Genomic DNA, 18561 nt, shown 5'->3' on the forward strand with positions numbered 1-18561 from the left:
TACCGCAGTCATTTTAAGCCACGGAATAGCACTAATCGACCCAGCACAACACGTGCGACATCTAAATGAATTTTCTCACAGAGGCGTCGAGATCGCAGAGAAATGAGTTACCATTCTCTCTGTGTCTCTGCGAGAAGTTATCTTACTTCCAGATAACGAATGAGCCCGTCAACCTCGCATTTGGTGCGAGGCTATTCCTTCCCGCTCATCGCTGTGAAGTAATTGTTCACGGCGTGGTCGAGAATCTCAGTGGTGGCCACCATAGGTAGCTCATTGTATTCACAGTAATGAGCCACTTGATCCAATAGGTCACGTGCATGACAGCGTCGCAGCGGACGATCGCACGAATCATAGTGATGAGAGACCAAGTACTCCAGCTTATCCATCGTACATTCAATCTTCGACTTGCTGGCAAACGCTTCAAACAGCTTAGAGAATTCCTGCCGTGAAGGAGCGCCGACTTCGATTTTGAAGGGAATGCGTCGCAAGAAAGCATCATCCGCCAGGTCGCTCGGTTCCAAGTTGGTCGAGAAGATAATGAGCTGCTCGAACGGCACCTCAATTTTCTTCCCATTGGCCAGGCTTAGGTAGTCGATGCGATTTTCAAGCGGAACAATCCACCGATTCAAAAGAGAAGTCGGATCGATTTGTTGCCGTCCAAAGTCATCAATCAATAGACTTCCGCAATTGCTTTTGAGTTGCAAAGATGCACCGCTGACATGACTAATTGGATCGTGATTCAACTCCAGGCTATCCATGGTCAATTCGCCACCTACGACGACCGTGGGGCGCCGAATTCGGATCCAGCGTCGATCTTGATTCGAGGTATTGATGAGCTTGCTCGCACTCGACTCCACTGGCACATGGCAGGATGCATCAAAAAACTTAATGATTTGACCATCTTCGATAATGGCGTGTGGAACTAAGATATTCTGGCCAAAGCAACGAGTTATTCGTTGGGCGACGGTTGTTTTTCCATTCCCAGGAGGTCCATAAATAAACATTCCCTTTCCCGCGCTGATTGCGGGGCCGAGCTTCGCCAGCATCTCTGGTTCCACATTGATGTCCGAAAATGCTTTTTCCAATCGATCTCGCTTCGGCTTCTCAGTGCGAATCGTCTGCGCCTGTACAGAGGCTGCATAATCATCCAAGGGCACCGGAGCGGGACCGGAATAAGCACACTCCTGTGTAGCTTCGCGAGCCCGTTCGCGCCCTTGATCGGTCAGCTGATAGATATGATCACCCAACATCGCTGAGCCAGTGAGTGCAACATACTGTCTCTTTCTAAGATTAGTGAAAAGATCTTCAATGATTGCTACTCTTAGACAAATTCGATCGGAGATCTGTTTTCCTGTTAACGAGCCCGCTGTCTGAATGATTTTGAGAATCAAGTCTTCGACAAAAGTAGCGTTGAGACCTGTCTCTTCAAGTGTGCTCGGCTCTTCGGGCAGGAAACTATCATCGAGGCCTAAAGCTGAAATCAACGCTTCCGGAGACTCCGTTTTCGAGGAGGTCCAGGTAGCTGCATTTGCGGAGACCGACGGTATAGATTCGGTGGGAATTGTTGGCGACAAAACTTCTTCGTGAGACACGTTTTGATCCTCTTCATTGGACTTGGTAGTCAACTTGCGGCTCAACTGCCAACCAAAGTTGGTAAGTTCATATTGCTTGGGCCCGTCTCCAGTTCGAAGCAGTTGCATCTCAATCAATTGGGAAACTGCCTCGCAGCAATTCTTCGCGTAATCAGGATTTTGCGGGTTGTAGAGCTTTTCATTCCCCGCCCTGACGGCATGCCCTCGAGTATCCGACCTGTTTTCAATGGCCAGCTTCCCACTATTCCTAGCGGCAACCCGGACAACGTCCTGTTCTTCCGTATTTAACGATTCTGGTGCAGCGATGGTATGCATAAATGGTTATTTCCCAAGCAGTTTCGGGGTCCACCTGAAGCGTAGCTTATTCCAACCCATTTGCCCGCCACACCGCCCCCCGTTTAGCCGCGTCCCGAAGGGAAGTGCGCTCCCCCCGCCACCAACCACTCCCCCCTCTAGGCGGGCAACGCCCGACAGGTCTTAACTCACCGCTAGTGCCTCACAGACATCGCCTAGCTACTCCCTCATGAGCGGATCGGCGCTAGCCGCCGTTTCTTCCAAACTCATCAAACATCATTTAAAGGTTCCTCATCCCTAGTGGAACGGGTTGGATCAATCAGTGAATGTAAAAAACCCCTGGTCCAATCGCTCGAACCAGGGGGGTACAATATTACAACAGATTGACCACACGATCGGCCAAGCCCTTTTCGCCAAGGACCACGTTGAGCTTTCCACTCGACGCGACTTTCTCCAGGACCTCCAATTCTCGGAGCCGCATGAGGGTCGGGTTGTCGGCCAGTAGCTTGGCGGTGTTCGCCTGGCTCCGCATGGCCGCCGTCTCCTCACGTCGGAAAATCAGGTTGGCCTCGGCCGCCTTCTTGGCCTCGGTGACCTTATTCATCAGATCCTTCATATCGCCCGGTAGAATGACATCGCGGACACCTACTGAAACGATTTCCAGACCCAGATCACCAGCACGCTGACGAACCTGCTCTTCAAACTCGTTAGTAACGGCAACCTTGTCCGTCAGGAACGAATCCAAATCACGAGTACCTACCACGGCACGCAGAGCCAACTGTGCCTCACGGTACAGTGACTGAGTTGCACCGTCAGTAACGGTAACAGCCTTACGCGCATCGGTGATGCGGTAAGTGACCAGCGCGTTCATACGCAAGGTGACCTTGTCGGCGGTCATGATTTCCTGACCCGCCACATCCAAGGCCTGCTCGCGCATGTCGACCTCAACGACCTTCGAATCAGCCACGTTCTTCCAGAAAGCGTACTGGCCCGGGGCCAATGTCTCCACGTAATCACCGTCTTGGAACGATACACCTACGTGGTTTCGTTCAACCACGCAGATGTCGAGCACCTGCGCAGCGTAAGGCGAACGAACGATGGTCTTCAAGTCGCCGTGCTGCAAACGAACATCACGAGCGTTGACTACTTCGATTCGCACGTCCTTGAAGCCAGTCCAGTAAGCGCACAAACCTGGCGGCAAAACGTGGCTGAAGCGGCCTTCGATCCAGACCAATCCTCGCTCATAGTCCTTCAGATCAACGACCTGAGCGACCCCGGTGAGCGCACCGCTCTTGGCGATGACGTCCAGCTTGTCGTGGGTAATCAACGGATCTCGCTGTGAGACCACATCGACGCGGACCTTCCACAGCGGATCGAACAACCAGTATCGACCCTTGGTCAGCAATCGCTGGAATTCACCGTCGCGGAAGTACAAACCGACTTCGTAGCTGCGAATCTTTACTTGCTTGAACAACATGAGGTTGTACCTCCTTTCTAGCCGAGGAACTTTTGTGGTCGGCTCGCCACATACTTCTTAGTAAAACTCCTTACCTTAACTGTGGCACAGGAAGTTGAAGACTATTGATATGTTTCAATGGTTCGCATTTTGTTGAAATAAAAATCCCTCGGGCAGCGGAACGAATCGCTTGGTCACACATCCACACGCGGAGTGCTATTTGAGCGGTCAAGTTCGCTGTATCTTCGGGACACTTCCACCGGCGAGGTCTTTGCGAGCAATACTCACGAGACGACGTTCGGCTTCGATGGCCTTCGGACACAGCGTGCGTGAAAGCGGTATCCACGCACTGCATAGCGCCGGTATGTGCTGCCGCTACGCTATCTTCTCACCGAAGTGAGGAAGACAACGCCCGACCGATCAAACAACCGTTCGCTACCCTCGGGCTTCATGGTGACGCTTTCGCGTCGTTTCCTTTCGCAAAGGAGCAGGTTTTCGGCCTGCGGTGCGGTACGGGATTCGAACCCGTGACAGCCAGGTTATCAGCCTGGTGCTCTACCAACTGAGCTAACCTTGTGGCGGTCTCGCGCGCCTTCGTAACAATCCATACACGGAACACACAACACCAACCGGTTCAGTGGGGTGAAGTGCGCCGCTGGCCCAGCGCTATCAAAACCTCGCATACAAAGAGACGCCGGTGGGAGTCGAACCCACTTCGAGCTGCTTTGCAGGCAGCCACCTGGCCGTTTAGCATCAGCGTCAGTTTCAAGTAGCCCATCCAGGAGTCGAACCTGGCCTACGACCTCCGCAGAGTCGCGTGCAATCCGCCACACTCACAGGCTATGTGTTTCAGTACCTCACCAGGGAATCGAACCCCGTCTTGCAGATTCGAAGTCTGCCGTGCTAATCCGTCACACTCGCAAGGCTTATTTCTCATGTAGCATCTCGACCTGGAATCGAACCAGGACTTGGACTTTAGGAGAGTCCAGTGCGATCCGCCCCGTCTTCACTAAACACTGGCCATCGAGATATGGGGCCGACGACTGGATTCGCACCAGCATCAACCGGTTTACAAAACCGGTTCCTAACTATTCGGCCACGTCGGCAAAGCACGAGTGCAAGGATTCGAACCCTGTCCGTCAGTTTTGGAGGCTGACTGCTCTCCCAGGAGCACACTCGTATAAAGGGTGACCGAGCGGAATTGAACCGCCGCCAAACAGATTCACAGTCTGCCTCCGGAAACCAGCACCGGACCCGGCCACAGCGGAAGGAGAGGGAGTCGAACCCTCAAGGCGTTATAGCTCAACCGGCTTCCAACCGGGTCCCGTCACCAATCGGGTAGCCCTTCCGTTTTCATTAGTAGCTCGACCAGGATTCGAACCTGGAACCTCTCGTTAGAAGCGAGACATGATGTCCGTTTCACCATCGAGCCTCATGCTTCAAACAACATCCAGCGGAAGGCATGGGATTTGAACCCACATGACCCTTGTGGAGTCGCACGGTTTAGCAAACCGGCCCGGCGAGCCGTATCCGGCTACCTTCCAAAAGTGCTAGTGGACCCACTGGGAATCGAACCCAGATTTCCAGCCTGCCGAGCTGGTATCTTCCCGTTTGACCATGAGCCCTAATGTGGAGCGTCGGGGAATCGAACCCCGATTACCTGGGTGCAAGCCAAGCGTCTTCCCGTTGGACCAACGCCCCGTTAGTTTTCTTCAAAAGGTCCGTCCGGGAATTGAACCCGGTCCTCGTCCTTACCACAGACGTGTGCGGCCACAACACTTACAGACCATCACCTAATATCGAAGTGATCCCGGATGGAGTCGAACCATCTCTCTCCTGGGTGTCATCCAGGCGTCGTAGCCGTTTGACCACGGGATCGTAGTGACTAGGGTGGGAGTCGAACCCACAAAATCATCAGGCTCTCGACCTGATCGCTTTGCCAGTTTGCGTACCCAGCCATTTATGCAAGTAGCGGGTTCGGGGGTCGCACCCGACGATCCAGGCTTATGAGGCCCGGTTGAGCACTGGCTCACCCGCGCTAGTTTACTAAGCAGCCTTTACGGGAATCGAACTCGCACCACGAGATTGAGGGTCTCGCATCCTGGCGCCAGTCTAACGGGGCATTTTGTTTCGAGTGGGTCGTGAAGGAATTGAACCTCTCGTCGCCCACCCCGCTTGTTTTCGGACAGCTGATTTACAGTCAGCCGCGAGGAGCACAACCCAATTAAGTAGCACGGGTGGGAGTCGAACCCACAAACAGTCACGAAGGTTTGAGCTTCGTCGCTTTGCCAGTTTGCGTACCGCGCCGTAGTGAGCGTCCTCGATGGGATTTGAACCCACGACCTCCACCTTGACAGGGTGGCGAGCACTCCAAGCTGCTCCACGAGGACAAAGTCGTTCTTGCAGTAGCCCAGGTGGGACTCGAACCCACAGCATCCATGGTTCTAAGCCAAGGTGGTCTGCCAATTGCCTACCGGGCCATTCTTATTTATGGAGTAGTCCTGGGTGAACTCGAACCACCGATTGTCTTCTTGTAAGGAAGCTGCCTTAGCCGCTAGACCACAGGACCAGGTAGCGGAAGTCGAGGGACTCGAACCCCCAAGTCGCGCGAACGACCAACTGTTTTCAAGACAGTCTCCTCATCCGGCCGGATGACTTCCGTAAGCTGCGGGAGTTGGACTCGAACTAACATCAGAGCGTTCAGAGCGCCCCGTCCTACCGTTGAACGACCCCGCATAAGTTTTCGCACTAGTTCCGGGGGTAGGAATCGAACCTACGGACTCCTGCTTCAAAGGCAGGCATCACTACCAGCAGCGACGACCCCGGAATGCTTACTCGCATTACAAAAGTACCCTGTGGGGGTCGAACCCACCTCGCCAGCTTGAAAGGCTGGAACCTTTACCTCTCGGCCAAGGGCACGCATAGCTGCGGAGGCAGGAATCGAACCTGCGTCTAAGTGATTAACAGTCGCCCTCCCGTACCAACACAGGACCCACCGCATCAACTAGTCAGGACGGCTGGATTCGAACCAGCGATCTCCTGCTTCCAAAGCAGGCCCAGTATTTTTGAAAAGCTGGACCAAGCTATCCCACGTCCTGAAAAATGCGCCCAGCCGGAATCGAACCGACACATCCTGCATGGCAAGCAGGAAGGCTGCCACTACATCATGGACGCAAGCTATTGCTAACCAAATTGTCAAAGATCAAAGATCAACAGAGCACCGGGTCGGACTCGAACCGACGTCGCCGCTGTACGAGAGCGGAATCTTCGCCACTAGACGACCAGTGCTTTGTTTTAACCAGTGGGACCAGAGGGACTCGAACCCTCACCCCGCCGGTTAAGAGCCGGGGATGCTGCCGCTAACACCTCAGTCCCAAGTTTTCTTCTTGTAATTGGCGTGGAAGGAATTGAACCTTCGGCCTGCGACTTATAAGGTCGCCGCTCTCACCACTGAGCTACACGCCAGTAGTCGGGCCGGAGGGATTCGAACCCACACCCACCTGATTAAAAGTCAGGGATGGTTCCGTTACACCACAACCCGAGAGTTGGTTGGGCGTATTTGTTTACATCGCAGGACAGTTGACATCTTGTTTCTCCTTTCGATTCGTAGAACGTTGAAAGTGGTAGCCCTGGGAATTGAACTCAGCGCAACTCGGTTATCAGCCGCCAGTATCAATAAACTCTGGGGGCAACCAGCCCTCGACTACCATCTAAGTCGGGCGATTCGGAGTTGAACCGAAACCCTCCTGCTCCCAAAGCAGGCGTGCTTCCATCTGCACCTCCGCCCGATATTTATCAGTACCCCGTGAGGGAATCGAACCCTCATCAGCAGATTGAAAGCCTGCTATCCTTGCCAATAGACCAACGGGGCATGTTGTAATTCTTTTATAGCGCACCGGTAGCGCAAAGTGGGCTGGGAGGCGCTCGAATCCTCGTATGCGGTGCTTCAAACCGCCGCTATACCATCTCAGCTACCAGCCCAAAGTTGTTTTGGGGACCGCCTCTTTGATCGAGAGGAGCCAACAAAAAAAGCCCGGTGTCGCTATGACACCGGGCCTTGTGGCTCATCAAAGAGTAGGCCAAGTGTCATAATCTCCCATTACCGCTGGCAAGCGCATATATGAGCTGTTCATTCACCGGTTGGGCAAATGATTTATCAGCCGGCAAATATGCAGCCAGAGATCGGGCTATGAAACTTGGTCTTAAATGATTCATTTTGGTTACCTCTATCTAAAATATACCCCATTATTGGAGTAATGTTTCGTTAGTCTCTCTATTAGAGTGTCAAATCGGCATTTGGTTCGTGCAAAATTCTGAAATACGTAATAATGTTTGTGACTTTCCTCACAATGTGGGCGGCTGAGGATCCTGGGAAAGTCGAGGAAATTCAAGTGAACAATAGTATTTGCCCGCATAGAGAGCTAATCGGTCCAGTGTGCACTGTTGCAACTTATCACTCATCACTCAACTCCCGTCCAGACTCGTCCTTTAATCTGTGAACTAACCACTGCGGCCCAATGACATAACGGGGAGCATTTCTAGAGCCGTTGTGTCTTCGTAGTCCGCATCTTCATCCTTTCAAAACTCATCCCCTCACTATTCATCACTTTGCTCCCCTCTACATCCCTGCGACTCGGCGGTGAAGATCTTCTCCCCTTCCACCAGACCCCTGATCCCCATTCAGACTAGCACCTCGTAACTCGTAATTCGAAACTACTTTTGGCCCAAAGAATCTTGTAGTAATCGGCCAGCCGATTACAGATAATGCAAGAGCCAACCACTAGGCCCATTCATTGAAAATATTTCTGCGCAACACAAGAATTGTTTGCCTGGCTTGGGAATCAGCAACGTAGGAACAGGAGGCAACTGAGTGAACAGAGAGAATGAAAGAAATGAAGATAGAATCGCTAATCTTCGCTAATTGGATTAGTGCTGATTGGCGTAGATTAGTGTTCCTCTACTATCTTATTCATTCCCTCCGTTTTCTCTGCAACCTCATGTTCAATAGGAGTTTGGTTTTTGGCCGCACTGGGGCCTTTGCTTCCCCCTGTTTCAACCAACCTACGCGAGGTACCCAAGATGCCGAAATTTATCTTGAGCCGTTTTTCACTTGGACTGCCGTTTGTCTCAAAGTGACGTCCGTCGGGGGGCTCAGAGGGTAGGCGAGGCTGAGCGGGCGAATAATATTGTGTTACAAAACTCCCCTGATTTGACAACGATGTATTTTACGCAAGCCTCGACCCGCTAACGAGTTGAAGCGATTCTGACCGACGAAAAGGGAGGGAGTTTTTTAATAAAAAAACGTTTCGTCAAAAAAGAACCCCTCAAACAGGGGGCAGTGGTGGCTCCATCCGTCCATTCACTCACGTTCGCAGAAAGCCAATCGTCGCTACGGTCTTTTGTAGGATGGCGTGCATGCACCCATCTTTCGATGCGTAAGCCGATGCAGATGGGTGAACCTGCTGGCCGACTTATTTGCGAAGCGTTGAGTATCCCTCAGACAGCAGAACCACCCATCCTACCCTCTGCGCCTCCGCGATGGCAAAAATCTTCCCCCAGCAAAATAGAGGCTAGATATTTGAGGACAGAGGCTAGCCAGAATGCAGTTTGCGGAATGATTTATGTCTTTTTCCCCTCGGCGCTGAGAGGTGTCTTCCTGACTAGCGCCTCGCGCCTACTTCCCTGGTGGCCCAAAAATAGTCTCTAAACACTGCGCCCTGATTCCTTATAATGAAGCTCATCGCAAGGCACAAGTTTTCCCATTGTCTTACGAACTGAGAAGTTCGCACCGGTTCAGATGTTTAAGGAAGAAATAGAACGCGGATAAACGCTGATTGGGCGGATGTTGCGCGGATTAGAATTGATTGTCTTGTTTCGGATCAGCGAAACTCTGCTGATTCTGCGTTTGTCCGCGTCTAATTTCCCCTCTTTAATCCTGCTGAAATAGATTTGCGTAAGCGGCGAGTAATTGAATCAATAGTATCACGAAAAGTCTCGAAAAAGAGCTGAACCACCCAAGCACCGGATATTCTACTTTTTTTGAATTCTTGTGTTTTTCGTGGCCATTAAATCCCCTCTCAGTTCCCTACGTACCTTCCTAATCAATCTTCCATACCTTCCGAACAAAAGTCAGGCCGAGAGGATCTATATGCGTTGCAATTCTCCGGTCACTTACATTCCCGGCGCGCCGAACTACTTTCCGCAACCTGATCTTCATGCCCCAATCCCAAGCCCCCGAATCCCAGTCTCCCCGACTTTTTTTGTCTATCCCCCCTAGGCCTTAGGTTCATCCGGGGCAAGGTAAAACGATCTCAGCACTAGACCGATTGCACCACAGACAAGCAGAGCGTCGGCAATGTTGAAATTGGGCCAGACCCATTGGTCGCTCACCTGAAAGAGGATCCAATCTCGGACGGCGTAGACGGTTTCGCCATGCCTCCGGGGATCGAACATGTCCCAAGTGAGTCCCGAGAATCCTGCCCGGTCGTAGAAGTTGCCGAGCACTCCTCCCATGATCGCGCCCAAGGCGGTCGTGAGCCAGAAATCCTCTGCAGCGCGATAGTGGAACAGCCAGACGGGAATCGCGATGGCCGCCAGGACCGAGAAGAAACCAAAAATCCAGACCTTGCCCTGCCCTATGCCAAACAAGGCCCCTTCGTTGAGGCTTTTTTGAATGCCGACGTGACCTTCAATCAGCCACCACTCGCTGCCGTGGAAAAGTTCATCGCTGGAAAAAACGAGATGCTTGCTCCAGAGATCAGCAAAGCAGCCAACCGTTGCGAGCAAGAGAAACCACAGCACCCGATGGGGCCAGAGACTTGAGGAATGTTCCATACTCCCGTTATGCCTCGATCAGGGGTGTATCAGCTCCCAGCCAACCCCAGCGTTATTAACCAGCCAAGCCCTTCGAGTCACGGGACGATGCACACTTGACGCAGTATGGGGTGTGAGGAATCGCATTGAGGCGTGTCTTGGGGATCACTCCGCTACACTCCTCGCACGTGCCATACGACTTGTTCTCGATCCGAACCAATGCTTTATCAATCAAACCCAGGGTGTCTTCTTCGGTCGCCAGCAAACTTAGCGTAAATTCTTGCTCGAAGTTGTCGCTACCAAGTTCAGCCATGTGAATCGGCATGCTCGAAGGCTCATGGTTTTCGTTACCCAATGCCTCGTCAGCCATCGATGTCACGTCATTTCGCAACCTGGAACGGAGCATAAGTAACCGCTCCTTGTAAACCTTCATATCAGCCAAGTTCATCAATGTTCTCCGAAAAAGTGATCACCCCCAGCGAACGTCATGCGATGGAGGCCAGACCCGTTATTTTACCGAGCCATATTGCCTGCGTCAAACGTTTTCTCTTACAAAGAAAGCCGCGTAACTTCTTTGGTCACAACACCTTGGGAGCATCCTAACGCTCTGAAGAAACCGCTGGCTACTAGTCCGCCGAGAACTATCGGATTCTCTGGATTTCCCTGCTATTCCATTGACCCAAGACCGGCTACAAGCTCACAAGAATCCCCCTTGCCATACCGTGATCTTCTGTTCGTCGCCTGGAATTTACGGGTGCCCCAAAGGGACTACCTTTTAGGCCCTCGGCAGACGCCCTGCCCTGAGTTGCAGGAGTTTCCTGTCCGCACTAGACTGGGATAAGTCGTTTAGTTGTTTGTGCTTAGCGGCCTGATTTATAACTTTCATCTCCGCCAGTGTGTTTTAACGGAGCGCGCACGGCTTGTTCCGGCCTAACCGTACTGCTGTGCGCAGAGTAATTGCGGAGTTTGTGTGGCTATCTCGACCGATCAGGCGTTTCAACGATGTTTGTCTCCCAGTTGTGGAGCGACCTACGACATTGGCGAAGCGCGCACCGCGTGTGGTGAATGCGATGGTCTGTTGGATGTCGCTTACGATTGGGATCGCTTGCCCGTTCCCAGTTCCCTCAAAGAGTTTGAGAAGAAATGGTCCCGCCGCAACGAGCCCCTTTGCAAGAGCGGTGTCTGGCGTTTTCACGACCTGCTTCCATTTGCTCCCCCAGAGAAGATTGTCACCATCGGCGAGGGACAAACGCTGCTGGCACCCTCGGATGGTGTTGCCCAGTACATTGGCCTCAACGCCGGGCAGTTATTCCTACAGTACGAAGGGATGAATCCTTCGGGTAGTTTCAAAGACAATGGCATGACCGCGGCGTTTACCCACGCACATACCATCGGCGCTAAGCGGGCCGCATGCGCTTCAACTGGCAATACCAGCGCTTCGCTTGCGCTCTATTGCGGTGTAAGCAAGCTGATGCAAGCGGTGATCTTCATCGGCTCAGGTAAAATCTCCTACGGCAAGCTCTCCCAAGCACTTGACTACGGGGCACTAACGCTGCAAATCTCTGGTGATTTCGACGACGCCATGCACCGGGTTCGCCAAGTGAGCGAGCAGCTTGGCATCTACCTGGTAAACAGCGTGAATCCCTTCCGGCTCGAAGGGCAGAAAACCATCATGTACCGGGTGCTCGAAAGCCTCGACTGGGAAGTGCCTGACTGGATAGTCGTGCCGGGGGGCAACCTGGGCAATAGCTCCGCGTTTGGGAAGGCCTTCATGGAACTCAAAGAGTTGGGCCTCATCGACCGCGTTCCTCGGCTAGCGATCATCAATGCGGCGGGTGCCGATACGCTCTACCAGTTGTTCGAAGTAAATGGCCAGCGCTGGAACGGCGGGGATATCGACCGAGCGGCCACGACTGACTACTACGAGGAGTTGGATAAGAATCACTCTCGGGCGTCGACAATTGCCAGTGCCATTGAAATCAATCGCCCGGTGAACTATCAAAAATGCCTGCGGGCACTCGACGTTTGTGACGGCGTGGTTTGGGAGGTGACCGACCAGCAGATACTCGACGCAAAGGCTCAGGTCGGCGCCCACGGACTGGGCTGCGAACCGGCTAGTGCTGCCAGCGTGGCGGGTGCGAAATTACTTTGCTCGGAGGGGGTCATTGCTCCGTCGGAACGTGTCGTCTGCATACTCACCGGTCATCAACTTAAAGATCCCACCGCCACCGTGGCCTACCACACAACTGATCAAGATGAGTTCAACCGGATATTGGGGAGCCGAGGAGTCCAACGAGCGGAATTCGCTAATCGGGCAGTAGCGGTGGCCAACGATCTTGAAGAGATTGTCCGGGCGATACAATTGAATAGCTAGTTCCGTCCGAATCATAGTTTCGTGTGTTCGTTTCCGGGAGGGTAGTGCCATGAAAATTGCAGTACACGGCGCAGCGGGTCGCATGGGACAACGAGTCGTGGCGGTGGCCAGCGCTGACAGCCGGTATCAAGTCGTCGCCGCGTTGGAATCGGCAACCCACCCTGCCCTGGGCCAGGATGCCGGGTTGCTCGCTGGCGTGGGTAATCTTGGAGTACCTCTTGCGGTAGTTGGCGAGTCCGACGCCGATGTGGTGATCGATTTCTCGGTTCCTGATGCAGCCATAGCTGTGCTGACCCATTGCCTGGAATTCAAGAAACCGCTTGTGATCGCCACGACCGGGTTTGATGTCCCCCAAGACGAGTTTATCCGTGAGTCCGCGCGTACGCTTCCCATAGTTTGGGCACCGAGTATGAGTCCTGCGGTGAATCTTTTGATGAAACTCACCGAGATCGCCGCCATATCACTGCGCGAACTGCCAACAGGCGTAGATGTCGAAATCATTGAGCGGCATCACCGCTTCAAGGAAGACGCTCCCAGCGGCACTGCCCTCAGATTTGGTAACATCGTCGCCGAGGCGATGGGCCAATCGTCACACATCCACGGCCGACATGGCAGGCCCGGCGAGCGACCGCGCAACGAGATCGGCTACCATGCGCTTCGCTCGGGCGACAATCCTGGCGAACATACCATCGTGTTCGGTATGTTAGGTGAGACAATCGAACTGAAGGTCGCCGCCTCCAACCGTGATTGCTACGCTCAGGGCGCCCTGCTCGCCGCCGATTGGATCATCGATAAGCCCGCAGGCCTTTATAGCATGAATGATGTGCTTGGCCTTTAGTGTTTTGTGTCCTTCTCCTCTTCCCCGTATCCTGTCCCTTCCCCTGCCATGGCTAAATGCGACGAAGGTTATCTCTGTGATGTGTGCGGCAACGATGTTGCCGATTTGATCGAGAGCGATTTGTACCTGCGGTACATCGTCGGCATGCTCGATCCCGAAGTGCTGCACACGACCCCCGAGCGCCACATCCGCTGCAACCCCGAATTGGCCCAGTACATCGTCGCCGATGATTTCGAGCCGGTGTTCCGAGAAGGACCGTTTGACAAACGTAATCTCGACCGCGAATTTGTCCGCCAGCAGGAAACCCTCTTCACTCGCGGCTGGCACCGACTCAAAGAAGTCGCAGGCGGCAATCTGCCGATTATTGAGTATCCATTGCCGGAGGTGCTGGCGAAGATCAAGTCAGTGTCGCCGGGGATTGACTGAGAATAGTGTCAGGATCCACGAGCTCTCCTATGGCATTTTGGTACTCCAAATGAAGACATCAAGTGCGTTGCGTCTAACGTGAGTTAGTTCGTTACCTAAGCCTTGAGCCAATCGATCGCCGCATCATAATCACCAGCCGAAAAGTGCTTCACTTCGGCTTTGACGAAATGGCTGGCAATGCTGGGTGCGATTTCCAGGAACTTGCTATCTGAGACGGCGGCAATCTTGGCTACTTTTTTGTGGTGCTCGTGGATGAATTTAATGTGGGAGACAAACGAAGAAAAATTTTGCCAGCCGGGGAAGCTCTCGGCTTGGATCAGAATTCCGTTGAGTTTGCCGTGTGAGTCGATGAATGGATCGACAATAGATGCAATGGACTTGAAATCGTCTTCGGCTAAGGGAGATTCAGGTCGGATGACTAAGATGCCGTCTTGTTTAAGTAGTTCTGCACTTACCATGAGTTATTGCTCCTTGTAACTGGCAAGAGTCGCTGACAAGTCCGCTGTGGACTGGACCTATCATAGCAATTCATCTTGTAGCTTGTCACCAATCCACGCATAATCTGACTCATGTCCAGCGCCGAAGTCACTTCCGAAGCCATTACTGAACATCTCGATACATCAACTCTCCCGTCACTTTATGGGGACCGCAGTTTCTGGGGGATGACAATCACCCAATTCTTCGGGGCGTTCAACGACAATCTGTTCAAACAATTGATCTTGCTACTGTCGATCACCGTCGTGGCCGGGGCCGATAGTGGAGATAAAACGCAAGACAACCAGTGGATCGCTGGCTTGGTGTTCACGATCCCCTTCTTGGCCTTCACGGGCATTGCCGGCTATCTCTCCGACAAGTACGGCAAGCGAGGCATCGTCGTTCTCTGTAAAGTGGCTGAGATCGCAGTGATGATCTTGGGCGGTATTGGGTTTGTCTACTACACGAATCAGGACAAGAGTCTAATCCTGTTGTACATCGGTTTGTTTCTGATGGGTTCTCAAAGCGCTTTTTTCGGTCCTGCGAAGTATGGCATCTTACCGGAAATGCTCCGCAATGAAGACCTCCCACGTGCTAATGGTTTTATCTTGATGACAACCTTTCTCGCCATCATCTTTGGCACGGTGGTAGCAGGTTTTCTCCTCACGGAATTTCGTGACCAATTGTGGGTGGGCTCCGCGGTGTGTATCTCGATCGCGGCACTCGGGACCATCACTTCGCTGTTTGTCCGCAAAGTGCCTCCCGCAAATCCTCAGTTAAAGTGCGAACCTTCGTCATTCCTTGTGCCGCCCGACATGCGGACGCTGTTGGCCCAAGACCGCCCGTTGCTTATCGCATTGTTAGTCTCAAGCATTTTTTGGCTCTTGGCGGGCATGGTGCCGCCAGCTGTCAACATCCTAGGCACAACTTCCCTGGCCCTAGGTGATGATTACACGAGCATTTTGGCAGGAGTCATCGGGATCGGGATTGCGTTAGGCTGCGCAATCGGTGGACTTGTCTCGCGCGGGAAAGTCAATTTCACGCTGATCCGCATCGGCAGCATCGGCATGCTGGTGACCTTGCTCTTAATGGCCATCCCAGCCGATGGAAACCTCAATGCCCTCCTCGATGGCGATGGACAGCTGACCCACTTTCCCGGCATAGGCGATGGGAAGCAATGGCTTGGATTTTGGGGAAGTTTGGGGACGCTTCTTTTTTTGGGTGGCTTTACCGGATTCTTTGCCGTGCCATTACAGGTGTTTTTGCAATCGCGTCCCCCCGATGACAAGAAGGGCCGTATGATCGCGGTCATGAATCAGGCGAATTGGATCGGAGTGCTATTATCGCAACTGCTATATTGGGGACTCAAATCCGTTATCGAGGCTCAAGATTGGCCACGAAGCATCATGTTCTTGTTCATTGCCGTGATGATACTTCCGATCGTGCTATTCTATCACCCAAAGAACGATGAACTCGGCCACGAACTTCAGGCGACTGCTGCAAATACCGGCAACAGCTAAAGACTTTTGTCGGTGTCGGTTTTCGCATCGCTGTGCTCTGTTCCCACTAATGTCGCCTCGGCAAACTGCTTGTCCAAGAGAGCAGCCAATGCGGCTTCGCTGTCAAACTTCTGCTCATCAATAGCAACGGTCGCCAAGCGATTGGGGAAGTCAACCTTTACATCCACTGCCCCAGGCTGAGCGGCGAGCGTATCATGCACCGCTTTGGCGCAAGATTCCTCACACATCATGTCGGGGACTTTAAACTGTACGATAGGAGCTCCGGCGGCGTTGAATACGGCGGGGCTCGCCGCGACAGTACTATCCGCCGCGGTATCGGCTGCTTTCTGGCAACCGACGACTGCTCCTAGAATTATCGCAACGCAAAATGTGAATCTCATAATTATTCTCCCTACCAAGGATGCTTACACCACTCGCTAACTCTCACGTTTCAAAATCGTTGGATTTTCAGGACTTCGCCACCACAGGCAACTCCAGCTCCCCTTTGGCCGCCATTTCGCGGATGTCCTCGGTGATCTTCATCGAGCAATACTTTGGCCCGCACATGCTGCAGAAGTGGGCACTCTTGAAAGTGTCCTGCGGCAATGTCTGGTCGTGATAGGCCTGGGCCGTTTCGGGGTCGAGTGAGAGGCGGAATTGTTCTTCCCAGTCGAAGGCAAAACGGGCTCGCGAGAGGGCGTCATCACGGTCGCGGGCTCCAGGACGGTGACGGGCGATGTCGGCTGCGTGGGCAGCAATCTTGTAGGCGATCAAACCTTGTTTGACGTCTTCGCGCTCGGGAAGACCCAAATGTTCCTTCGGAGTGACGTAGCAGAGCATCGCTGCACCGGCCCAACCTGCCAAGGAAGCTCCGATGCAACTAGTAATGTGATCGTAGCCAGGCGCAAAATCGGTGACGAGCGGACCCAAAACATAAAATGGTGCCCCCTGGCATATCTCGATCTGCCGTTCGACGTTCATCTGGATCTGGTCCATAGGAATGTGACCGGGTCCTTCGACCATTACTTGCGTGCCGCGCTCCCAGCCGCGCTTAGTCAATTCACCGAGCACATCGAGTTCGGCAAACTGGGCTTCGTCACTGGCATCAGCGAGCGAACCGGGTCGTAGGCCATCGCCGAGACTCCAGGTCACATCGTACTGGCGCATGATGTCGCACAAATCGTCGAACGATTCGTACAACGGATTCTGTTTGCGGTGGGCCATCATCCATTTGGCGATCAGCGAACCACCGCGGCTGACGATTCCCGTCACGCGATTCATCGTTAGATGCAAGTGCTCAAGCATCACGCCGCAGTGGATCGTCATATAGTCGACCCCCTGCTTGGCCTGGTGCTCGACCATGTCGAGAAAATGCTGAGGCCGCATCTCTTCGATCTCGCCACCGAGTTCTTCGAGCATCTGGTAGATTGGCACCGTGCCAATGGGGACGGGCGACGCACCGATGATCGAAAGGCGAATCGCATCGATATTTTTGCCGGTGGAGAGGTCCATCACGGTATCGGCACCATAGTGGACCGCCGTGTGCAGTTTCTCCAGCTCACCTTCCTCGTCACTGGTAACTGCCGAATTCCCGATGTTCGCATTCACCTTGCAACTGGCAGCAATGCCAATGGCCATCGGTTCGAGCCGACCGGCGAGATGTGCGCGATTGGCCGGGATGACCATCCTACCAGCGGCGACTTCTTCGCAGACTACTGAAGGCTCAAGTTGCTCGCGCTCGGCAACATAGTTCATTTCAGGGGTGATTGTCCCGGCGCGGGCATGTTCCAATTGGGTGATCGGTTCTGGCATCGGGAAGAAATACCTCCATATGAATTGTCGGTCCGTCGCAATGCTAGCCGGCGACCGTGCATGGGCAGCCCTGAAAATGCCGGGCTCATTGGCAAGGTTTATCCTACTACTCGACCGGGGAATGTCAATCTAGCAATCCACTCTCCCACAGAAGCGGATGTTGTTAGTTTCATATGATTTCGGATAGGCTAGCCACCAACGGGTCACTTGCGTATTTGTCGATTCCTTCGTTTTACATCACTGCCACTAGTAGAAGATATGTCTCTAACTCGAACGATCGCCATTGGCGATATTCATGGTTGCTACACCGCATTGGATACCCTGCTCGCAGCGATTGAGCTGGGGCCTGAAGACCGGTTCGTTGTGCTGGGTGACATTGTGGATCGCGGACCAGGGAGTTGCGCGGTGATCGAGCGATTGATGCAGTTGCGTGACGAATGCGAGCTGCTTCCCATTCTTGGCAACCATGAACAGATGTTGCTCGATGCGGTGGATAGCAAGATAGCTCTGCAGGATTGGCTTTCATTCGGCGGTGCCGAAACGCTCGACTCGTATGGCAAAGGTGCGGGGCTCTCGGTTTTGCCCCAGGAGCATGTTGATTATCTGCGAACTTGGCCTGACTACCACGAGACGCCGTCCCACTTCTTTGCCCATGGAAATTATCTGGCAAACGTAAAGCTCGCCGAGCAACCGTGGCAGTGGCTGCGGTGGGAATCACTGCGCGACCTACTCCCGTTGATGCATGTCTCGGGCAAGACGGCAGTCCTGGGACATACTTCCAACAAGCAGGGTGAGATACTCAACCTTGGGTATTTAGTTTGTATTGATACTTATTGCCACGGTGGTGGCTGGCTCACGGCACTTGAACCGGAAACCGGAAAAATCTGGCAAACGAACAAGCGTGGTGACGTCCGCGAAGGGCTATTGCCGCCACCACAGGCAGCATGGCGTTGAAACGCCCAGGCATTGCAATGCCTGAGCGT

Annotated in this window: 12 protein-coding genes and 31 tRNA genes; 5 read left to right on the top strand and 38 right to left on the bottom strand. The window is 53.3% G+C overall.

The window, feature by feature from the left end:
* Window positions 1-191: 191 nt before the first annotated feature.
* The 35 genes from Pla144_RS20705 to Pla144_RS20835 all read right to left on the bottom strand — a co-directional run bounded on the left by Pla144_RS20705 (window position 192) and on the right by Pla144_RS20835 (window position 10603).
* On the bottom strand, window positions 192-1907 hold the full coding sequence (locus tag Pla144_RS20705; RefSeq protein ID WP_231936473.1) for an AAA family ATPase: 1716 nt from the start codon (window positions 1905-1907) through the stop codon (window positions 192-194).
* A 352-nt stretch (window positions 1908-2259) separates the two neighbouring features.
* Window positions 2260-3363: a slipin family protein gene (locus Pla144_RS20710; protein ID WP_146452631.1), complete on the bottom strand. Its 1104-nt coding sequence runs from the start codon at window positions 3361-3363 to the stop codon at window positions 2260-2262.
* 485 nt (window positions 3364-3848) lie between these two features.
* A tRNA-Ile gene (locus tag Pla144_RS20720) sits at window positions 3849-3914 on the bottom strand.
* Window positions 3915-4031: 117 nt separating this feature from the next.
* Window positions 4032-4103, bottom strand: a tRNA-Cys gene (locus tag Pla144_RS24790).
* Window positions 4104-4195: 92 nt separating this feature from the next.
* Window positions 4196-4268, bottom strand: a tRNA-Arg gene (locus Pla144_RS24795).
* Between the two features lie 105 nt (window positions 4269-4373).
* Window positions 4374-4448: transfer RNA gene (locus Pla144_RS20725), tRNA-Thr, on the bottom strand.
* A gap of 4 nt (window positions 4449-4452) precedes the next feature.
* Window positions 4453-4522 (bottom strand) — tRNA-Trp (locus tag Pla144_RS24800).
* Window positions 4523-4528: 6 nt separating this feature from the next.
* Window positions 4529-4604, bottom strand: a tRNA-His gene (locus Pla144_RS24805).
* Window positions 4605-4606: 2 nt separating this feature from the next.
* Window positions 4607-4691: transfer RNA gene (locus Pla144_RS24810), tRNA-Ser, on the bottom strand.
* Between the two features lie 11 nt (window positions 4692-4702).
* Window positions 4703-4774: transfer RNA gene (locus Pla144_RS20730), tRNA-Arg, on the bottom strand.
* Between the two features lie 22 nt (window positions 4775-4796).
* Window positions 4797-4885 (bottom strand) — tRNA-Ser (locus Pla144_RS24815).
* Window positions 4886-4896: 11 nt separating this feature from the next.
* Window positions 4897-4967, bottom strand: a tRNA-Ala gene (locus Pla144_RS20735).
* 5 nt (window positions 4968-4972) lie between these two features.
* Window positions 4973-5043: transfer RNA gene (locus Pla144_RS20740), tRNA-Ala, on the bottom strand.
* A 104-nt stretch (window positions 5044-5147) separates the two neighbouring features.
* A tRNA-Val gene (locus Pla144_RS20745) sits at window positions 5148-5220 on the bottom strand.
* Between the two features lie 4 nt (window positions 5221-5224).
* Window positions 5225-5300 (bottom strand) — tRNA-Leu (locus Pla144_RS20750).
* A 271-nt stretch (window positions 5301-5571) separates the two neighbouring features.
* Window positions 5572-5649: transfer RNA gene (locus Pla144_RS20755), tRNA-Leu, on the bottom strand.
* A gap of 8 nt (window positions 5650-5657) precedes the next feature.
* A tRNA-Asp gene (locus Pla144_RS20760) sits at window positions 5658-5732 on the bottom strand.
* Window positions 5733-5748: 16 nt separating this feature from the next.
* Window positions 5749-5822, bottom strand: a tRNA-Leu gene (locus tag Pla144_RS20765).
* A 16-nt stretch (window positions 5823-5838) separates the two neighbouring features.
* Window positions 5839-5911 (bottom strand) — tRNA-Val (locus Pla144_RS20770).
* Window positions 5912-5917: 6 nt separating this feature from the next.
* A tRNA-Ser gene (locus Pla144_RS24820) sits at window positions 5918-6002 on the bottom strand.
* Between the two features lie 5 nt (window positions 6003-6007).
* A tRNA-Gln gene (locus Pla144_RS20775) sits at window positions 6008-6078 on the bottom strand.
* Between the two features lie 16 nt (window positions 6079-6094).
* Window positions 6095-6169: transfer RNA gene (locus Pla144_RS20780), tRNA-Gln, on the bottom strand.
* Between the two features lie 20 nt (window positions 6170-6189).
* A tRNA-Glu gene (locus Pla144_RS20785) sits at window positions 6190-6261 on the bottom strand.
* Between the two features lie 6 nt (window positions 6262-6267).
* Window positions 6268-6342 (bottom strand) — tRNA-Asn (locus Pla144_RS24825).
* 8 nt (window positions 6343-6350) lie between these two features.
* Window positions 6351-6440: transfer RNA gene (locus Pla144_RS24830), tRNA-OTHER, on the bottom strand.
* 5 nt (window positions 6441-6445) lie between these two features.
* Window positions 6446-6516: transfer RNA gene (locus Pla144_RS20790), tRNA-Gly, on the bottom strand.
* A 42-nt stretch (window positions 6517-6558) separates the two neighbouring features.
* A tRNA-Thr gene (locus Pla144_RS20795) sits at window positions 6559-6630 on the bottom strand.
* Window positions 6631-6644: 14 nt separating this feature from the next.
* A tRNA-Lys gene (locus tag Pla144_RS20800) sits at window positions 6645-6717 on the bottom strand.
* 17 nt (window positions 6718-6734) lie between these two features.
* A tRNA-Ile gene (locus Pla144_RS20805) sits at window positions 6735-6807 on the bottom strand.
* Between the two features lie 4 nt (window positions 6808-6811).
* Window positions 6812-6883: transfer RNA gene (locus tag Pla144_RS20810), tRNA-Lys, on the bottom strand.
* 174 nt (window positions 6884-7057) lie between these two features.
* Window positions 7058-7130: transfer RNA gene (locus Pla144_RS20815), tRNA-Pro, on the bottom strand.
* 11 nt (window positions 7131-7141) lie between these two features.
* Window positions 7142-7213: transfer RNA gene (locus tag Pla144_RS20820), tRNA-Glu, on the bottom strand.
* A gap of 38 nt (window positions 7214-7251) precedes the next feature.
* A tRNA-Phe gene (locus Pla144_RS20825) sits at window positions 7252-7323 on the bottom strand.
* A gap of 2292 nt (window positions 7324-9615) precedes the next feature.
* Window positions 9616-10176 carry a signal peptidase II gene (locus Pla144_RS20830; RefSeq protein WP_146452632.1) on the bottom strand — a complete coding sequence of 187 codons (561 nt, stop codon included), beginning with the start codon at window positions 10174-10176 and terminating at the stop codon, window positions 9616-9618.
* 55 nt (window positions 10177-10231) lie between these two features.
* The gene (locus tag Pla144_RS20835; RefSeq protein ID WP_146452633.1) at window positions 10232-10603 is read right to left on the bottom strand and encodes a TraR/DksA family transcriptional regulator; all 372 of its coding nucleotides are present in this window, start codon (window positions 10601-10603) and stop codon (window positions 10232-10234) included.
* A 522-nt stretch (window positions 10604-11125) separates the two neighbouring features.
* Between Pla144_RS20835 and thrC the strand changes: the two genes are divergently transcribed.
* From thrC to Pla144_RS20850, 3 genes are read left to right on the top strand one after another with little or no spacing between them, the layout of a single operon-like run.
* The gene (gene thrC, locus Pla144_RS20840) at window positions 11126-12529 is read left to right on the top strand and encodes a threonine synthase (RefSeq protein ID WP_146452634.1); all 1404 of its coding nucleotides are present in this window, start codon (window positions 11126-11128) and stop codon (window positions 12527-12529) included.
* A 49-nt stretch (window positions 12530-12578) separates the two neighbouring features.
* Window positions 12579-13367 (top strand): 4-hydroxy-tetrahydrodipicolinate reductase, encoded by a 789-nt coding sequence (gene dapB, locus Pla144_RS20845; protein ID WP_146452635.1) that lies wholly within the window; start codon window positions 12579-12581, stop codon window positions 13365-13367.
* Window positions 13368-13415: 48 nt separating this feature from the next.
* The gene (locus Pla144_RS20850; RefSeq protein WP_146452636.1) at window positions 13416-13793 is read left to right on the top strand and encodes a hypothetical protein; all 378 of its coding nucleotides are present in this window, start codon (window positions 13416-13418) and stop codon (window positions 13791-13793) included.
* A gap of 95 nt (window positions 13794-13888) precedes the next feature.
* Here Pla144_RS20850 and Pla144_RS20855 read toward each other — a convergent pair whose 3' ends face one another.
* On the bottom strand, window positions 13889-14251 hold the full coding sequence (locus Pla144_RS20855) for a SpoIIAA family protein (protein WP_146452637.1): 363 nt from the start codon (window positions 14249-14251) through the stop codon (window positions 13889-13891).
* A 111-nt stretch (window positions 14252-14362) separates the two neighbouring features.
* Here Pla144_RS20855 and Pla144_RS20860 point away from each other — a divergent pair, with 111 nt between their 5' ends.
* A complete protein-coding gene (locus Pla144_RS20860) occupies window positions 14363-15787 on the top strand; it encodes an MFS transporter (protein WP_146452638.1) in 1425 nt (474 codons plus the stop codon).
* On the opposite strand, the gene Pla144_RS20865 is transcribed toward Pla144_RS20860, so the two are convergent.
* Window positions 15784-16167, bottom strand: a complete 384-nt coding sequence (locus Pla144_RS20865; RefSeq protein WP_146452639.1) for a heavy-metal-associated domain-containing protein — start codon at window positions 16165-16167, stop codon at window positions 15784-15786. The genes Pla144_RS20860 and Pla144_RS20865 overlap by 4 nt on opposite strands.
* A 67-nt stretch (window positions 16168-16234) precedes the next feature.
* Window positions 16235-17566, bottom strand: a complete 1332-nt coding sequence (thiC, locus tag Pla144_RS20870) for a phosphomethylpyrimidine synthase ThiC (protein WP_146452707.1) — start codon at window positions 17564-17566, stop codon at window positions 16235-16237.
* Between the two features lie 270 nt (window positions 17567-17836).
* On the opposite strand from thiC, the gene Pla144_RS20875 reads away from it, so the two are divergent.
* Window positions 17837-18532, top strand: a complete 696-nt coding sequence (locus Pla144_RS20875; RefSeq protein ID WP_146452640.1) for a metallophosphoesterase — start codon at window positions 17837-17839, stop codon at window positions 18530-18532.
* The last annotated feature ends 29 nt before the right edge of the window (window positions 18533-18561 follow it).

It is taken from the genome of Bythopirellula polymerisocia (genome assembly GCF_007860015.1).
GTDB lineage: Bacteria > Planctomycetota > Planctomycetia > Pirellulales > Lacipirellulaceae > Bythopirellula > Bythopirellula polymerisocia.

Bases quoted from the DNA above. Each gene is read 5' to 3' on its own strand.
- Pla144_RS20705 (WP_231936473.1), bottom strand. From the start codon at position 1,907: ATGCATACCATCGCTGCACCAGAATCGTTAAATACGGAAGAACAGGAC.
- Pla144_RS20860 (WP_146452638.1), top strand. From the start codon at position 14,363: ATGTCCAGCGCCGAAGTCACTTCCGAAGCCATTACTGAACATCTCGAT.
- Pla144_RS20855 (WP_146452637.1), bottom strand. From the start codon at position 14,251: ATGGTAAGTGCAGAACTACTTAAACAAGACGGCATCTTAGTCATCCGA.
- Pla144_RS20830 (WP_146452632.1), bottom strand. From the start codon at position 10,176: ATGGAACATTCCTCAAGTCTCTGGCCCCATCGGGTGCTGTGGTTTCTC.
- Pla144_RS20875 (WP_146452640.1), top strand. From the start codon at position 17,837: ATGTCTCTAACTCGAACGATCGCCATTGGCGATATTCATGGTTGCTAC.
- Pla144_RS20710 (WP_146452631.1), bottom strand. From the start codon at position 3,363: ATGTTGTTCAAGCAAGTAAAGATTCGCAGCTACGAAGTCGGTTTGTAC.
- Pla144_RS20835 (WP_146452633.1), bottom strand. From the start codon at position 10,603: ATGAACTTGGCTGATATGAAGGTTTACAAGGAGCGGTTACTTATGCTC.
- dapB (WP_146452635.1), top strand. From the start codon at position 12,579: ATGAAAATTGCAGTACACGGCGCAGCGGGTCGCATGGGACAACGAGTC.
- Pla144_RS20865 (WP_146452639.1), bottom strand. From the start codon at position 16,167: ATGAGATTCACATTTTGCGTTGCGATAATTCTAGGAGCAGTCGTCGGT.
- Pla144_RS20850 (WP_146452636.1), top strand. From the start codon at position 13,416: ATGGCTAAATGCGACGAAGGTTATCTCTGTGATGTGTGCGGCAACGAT.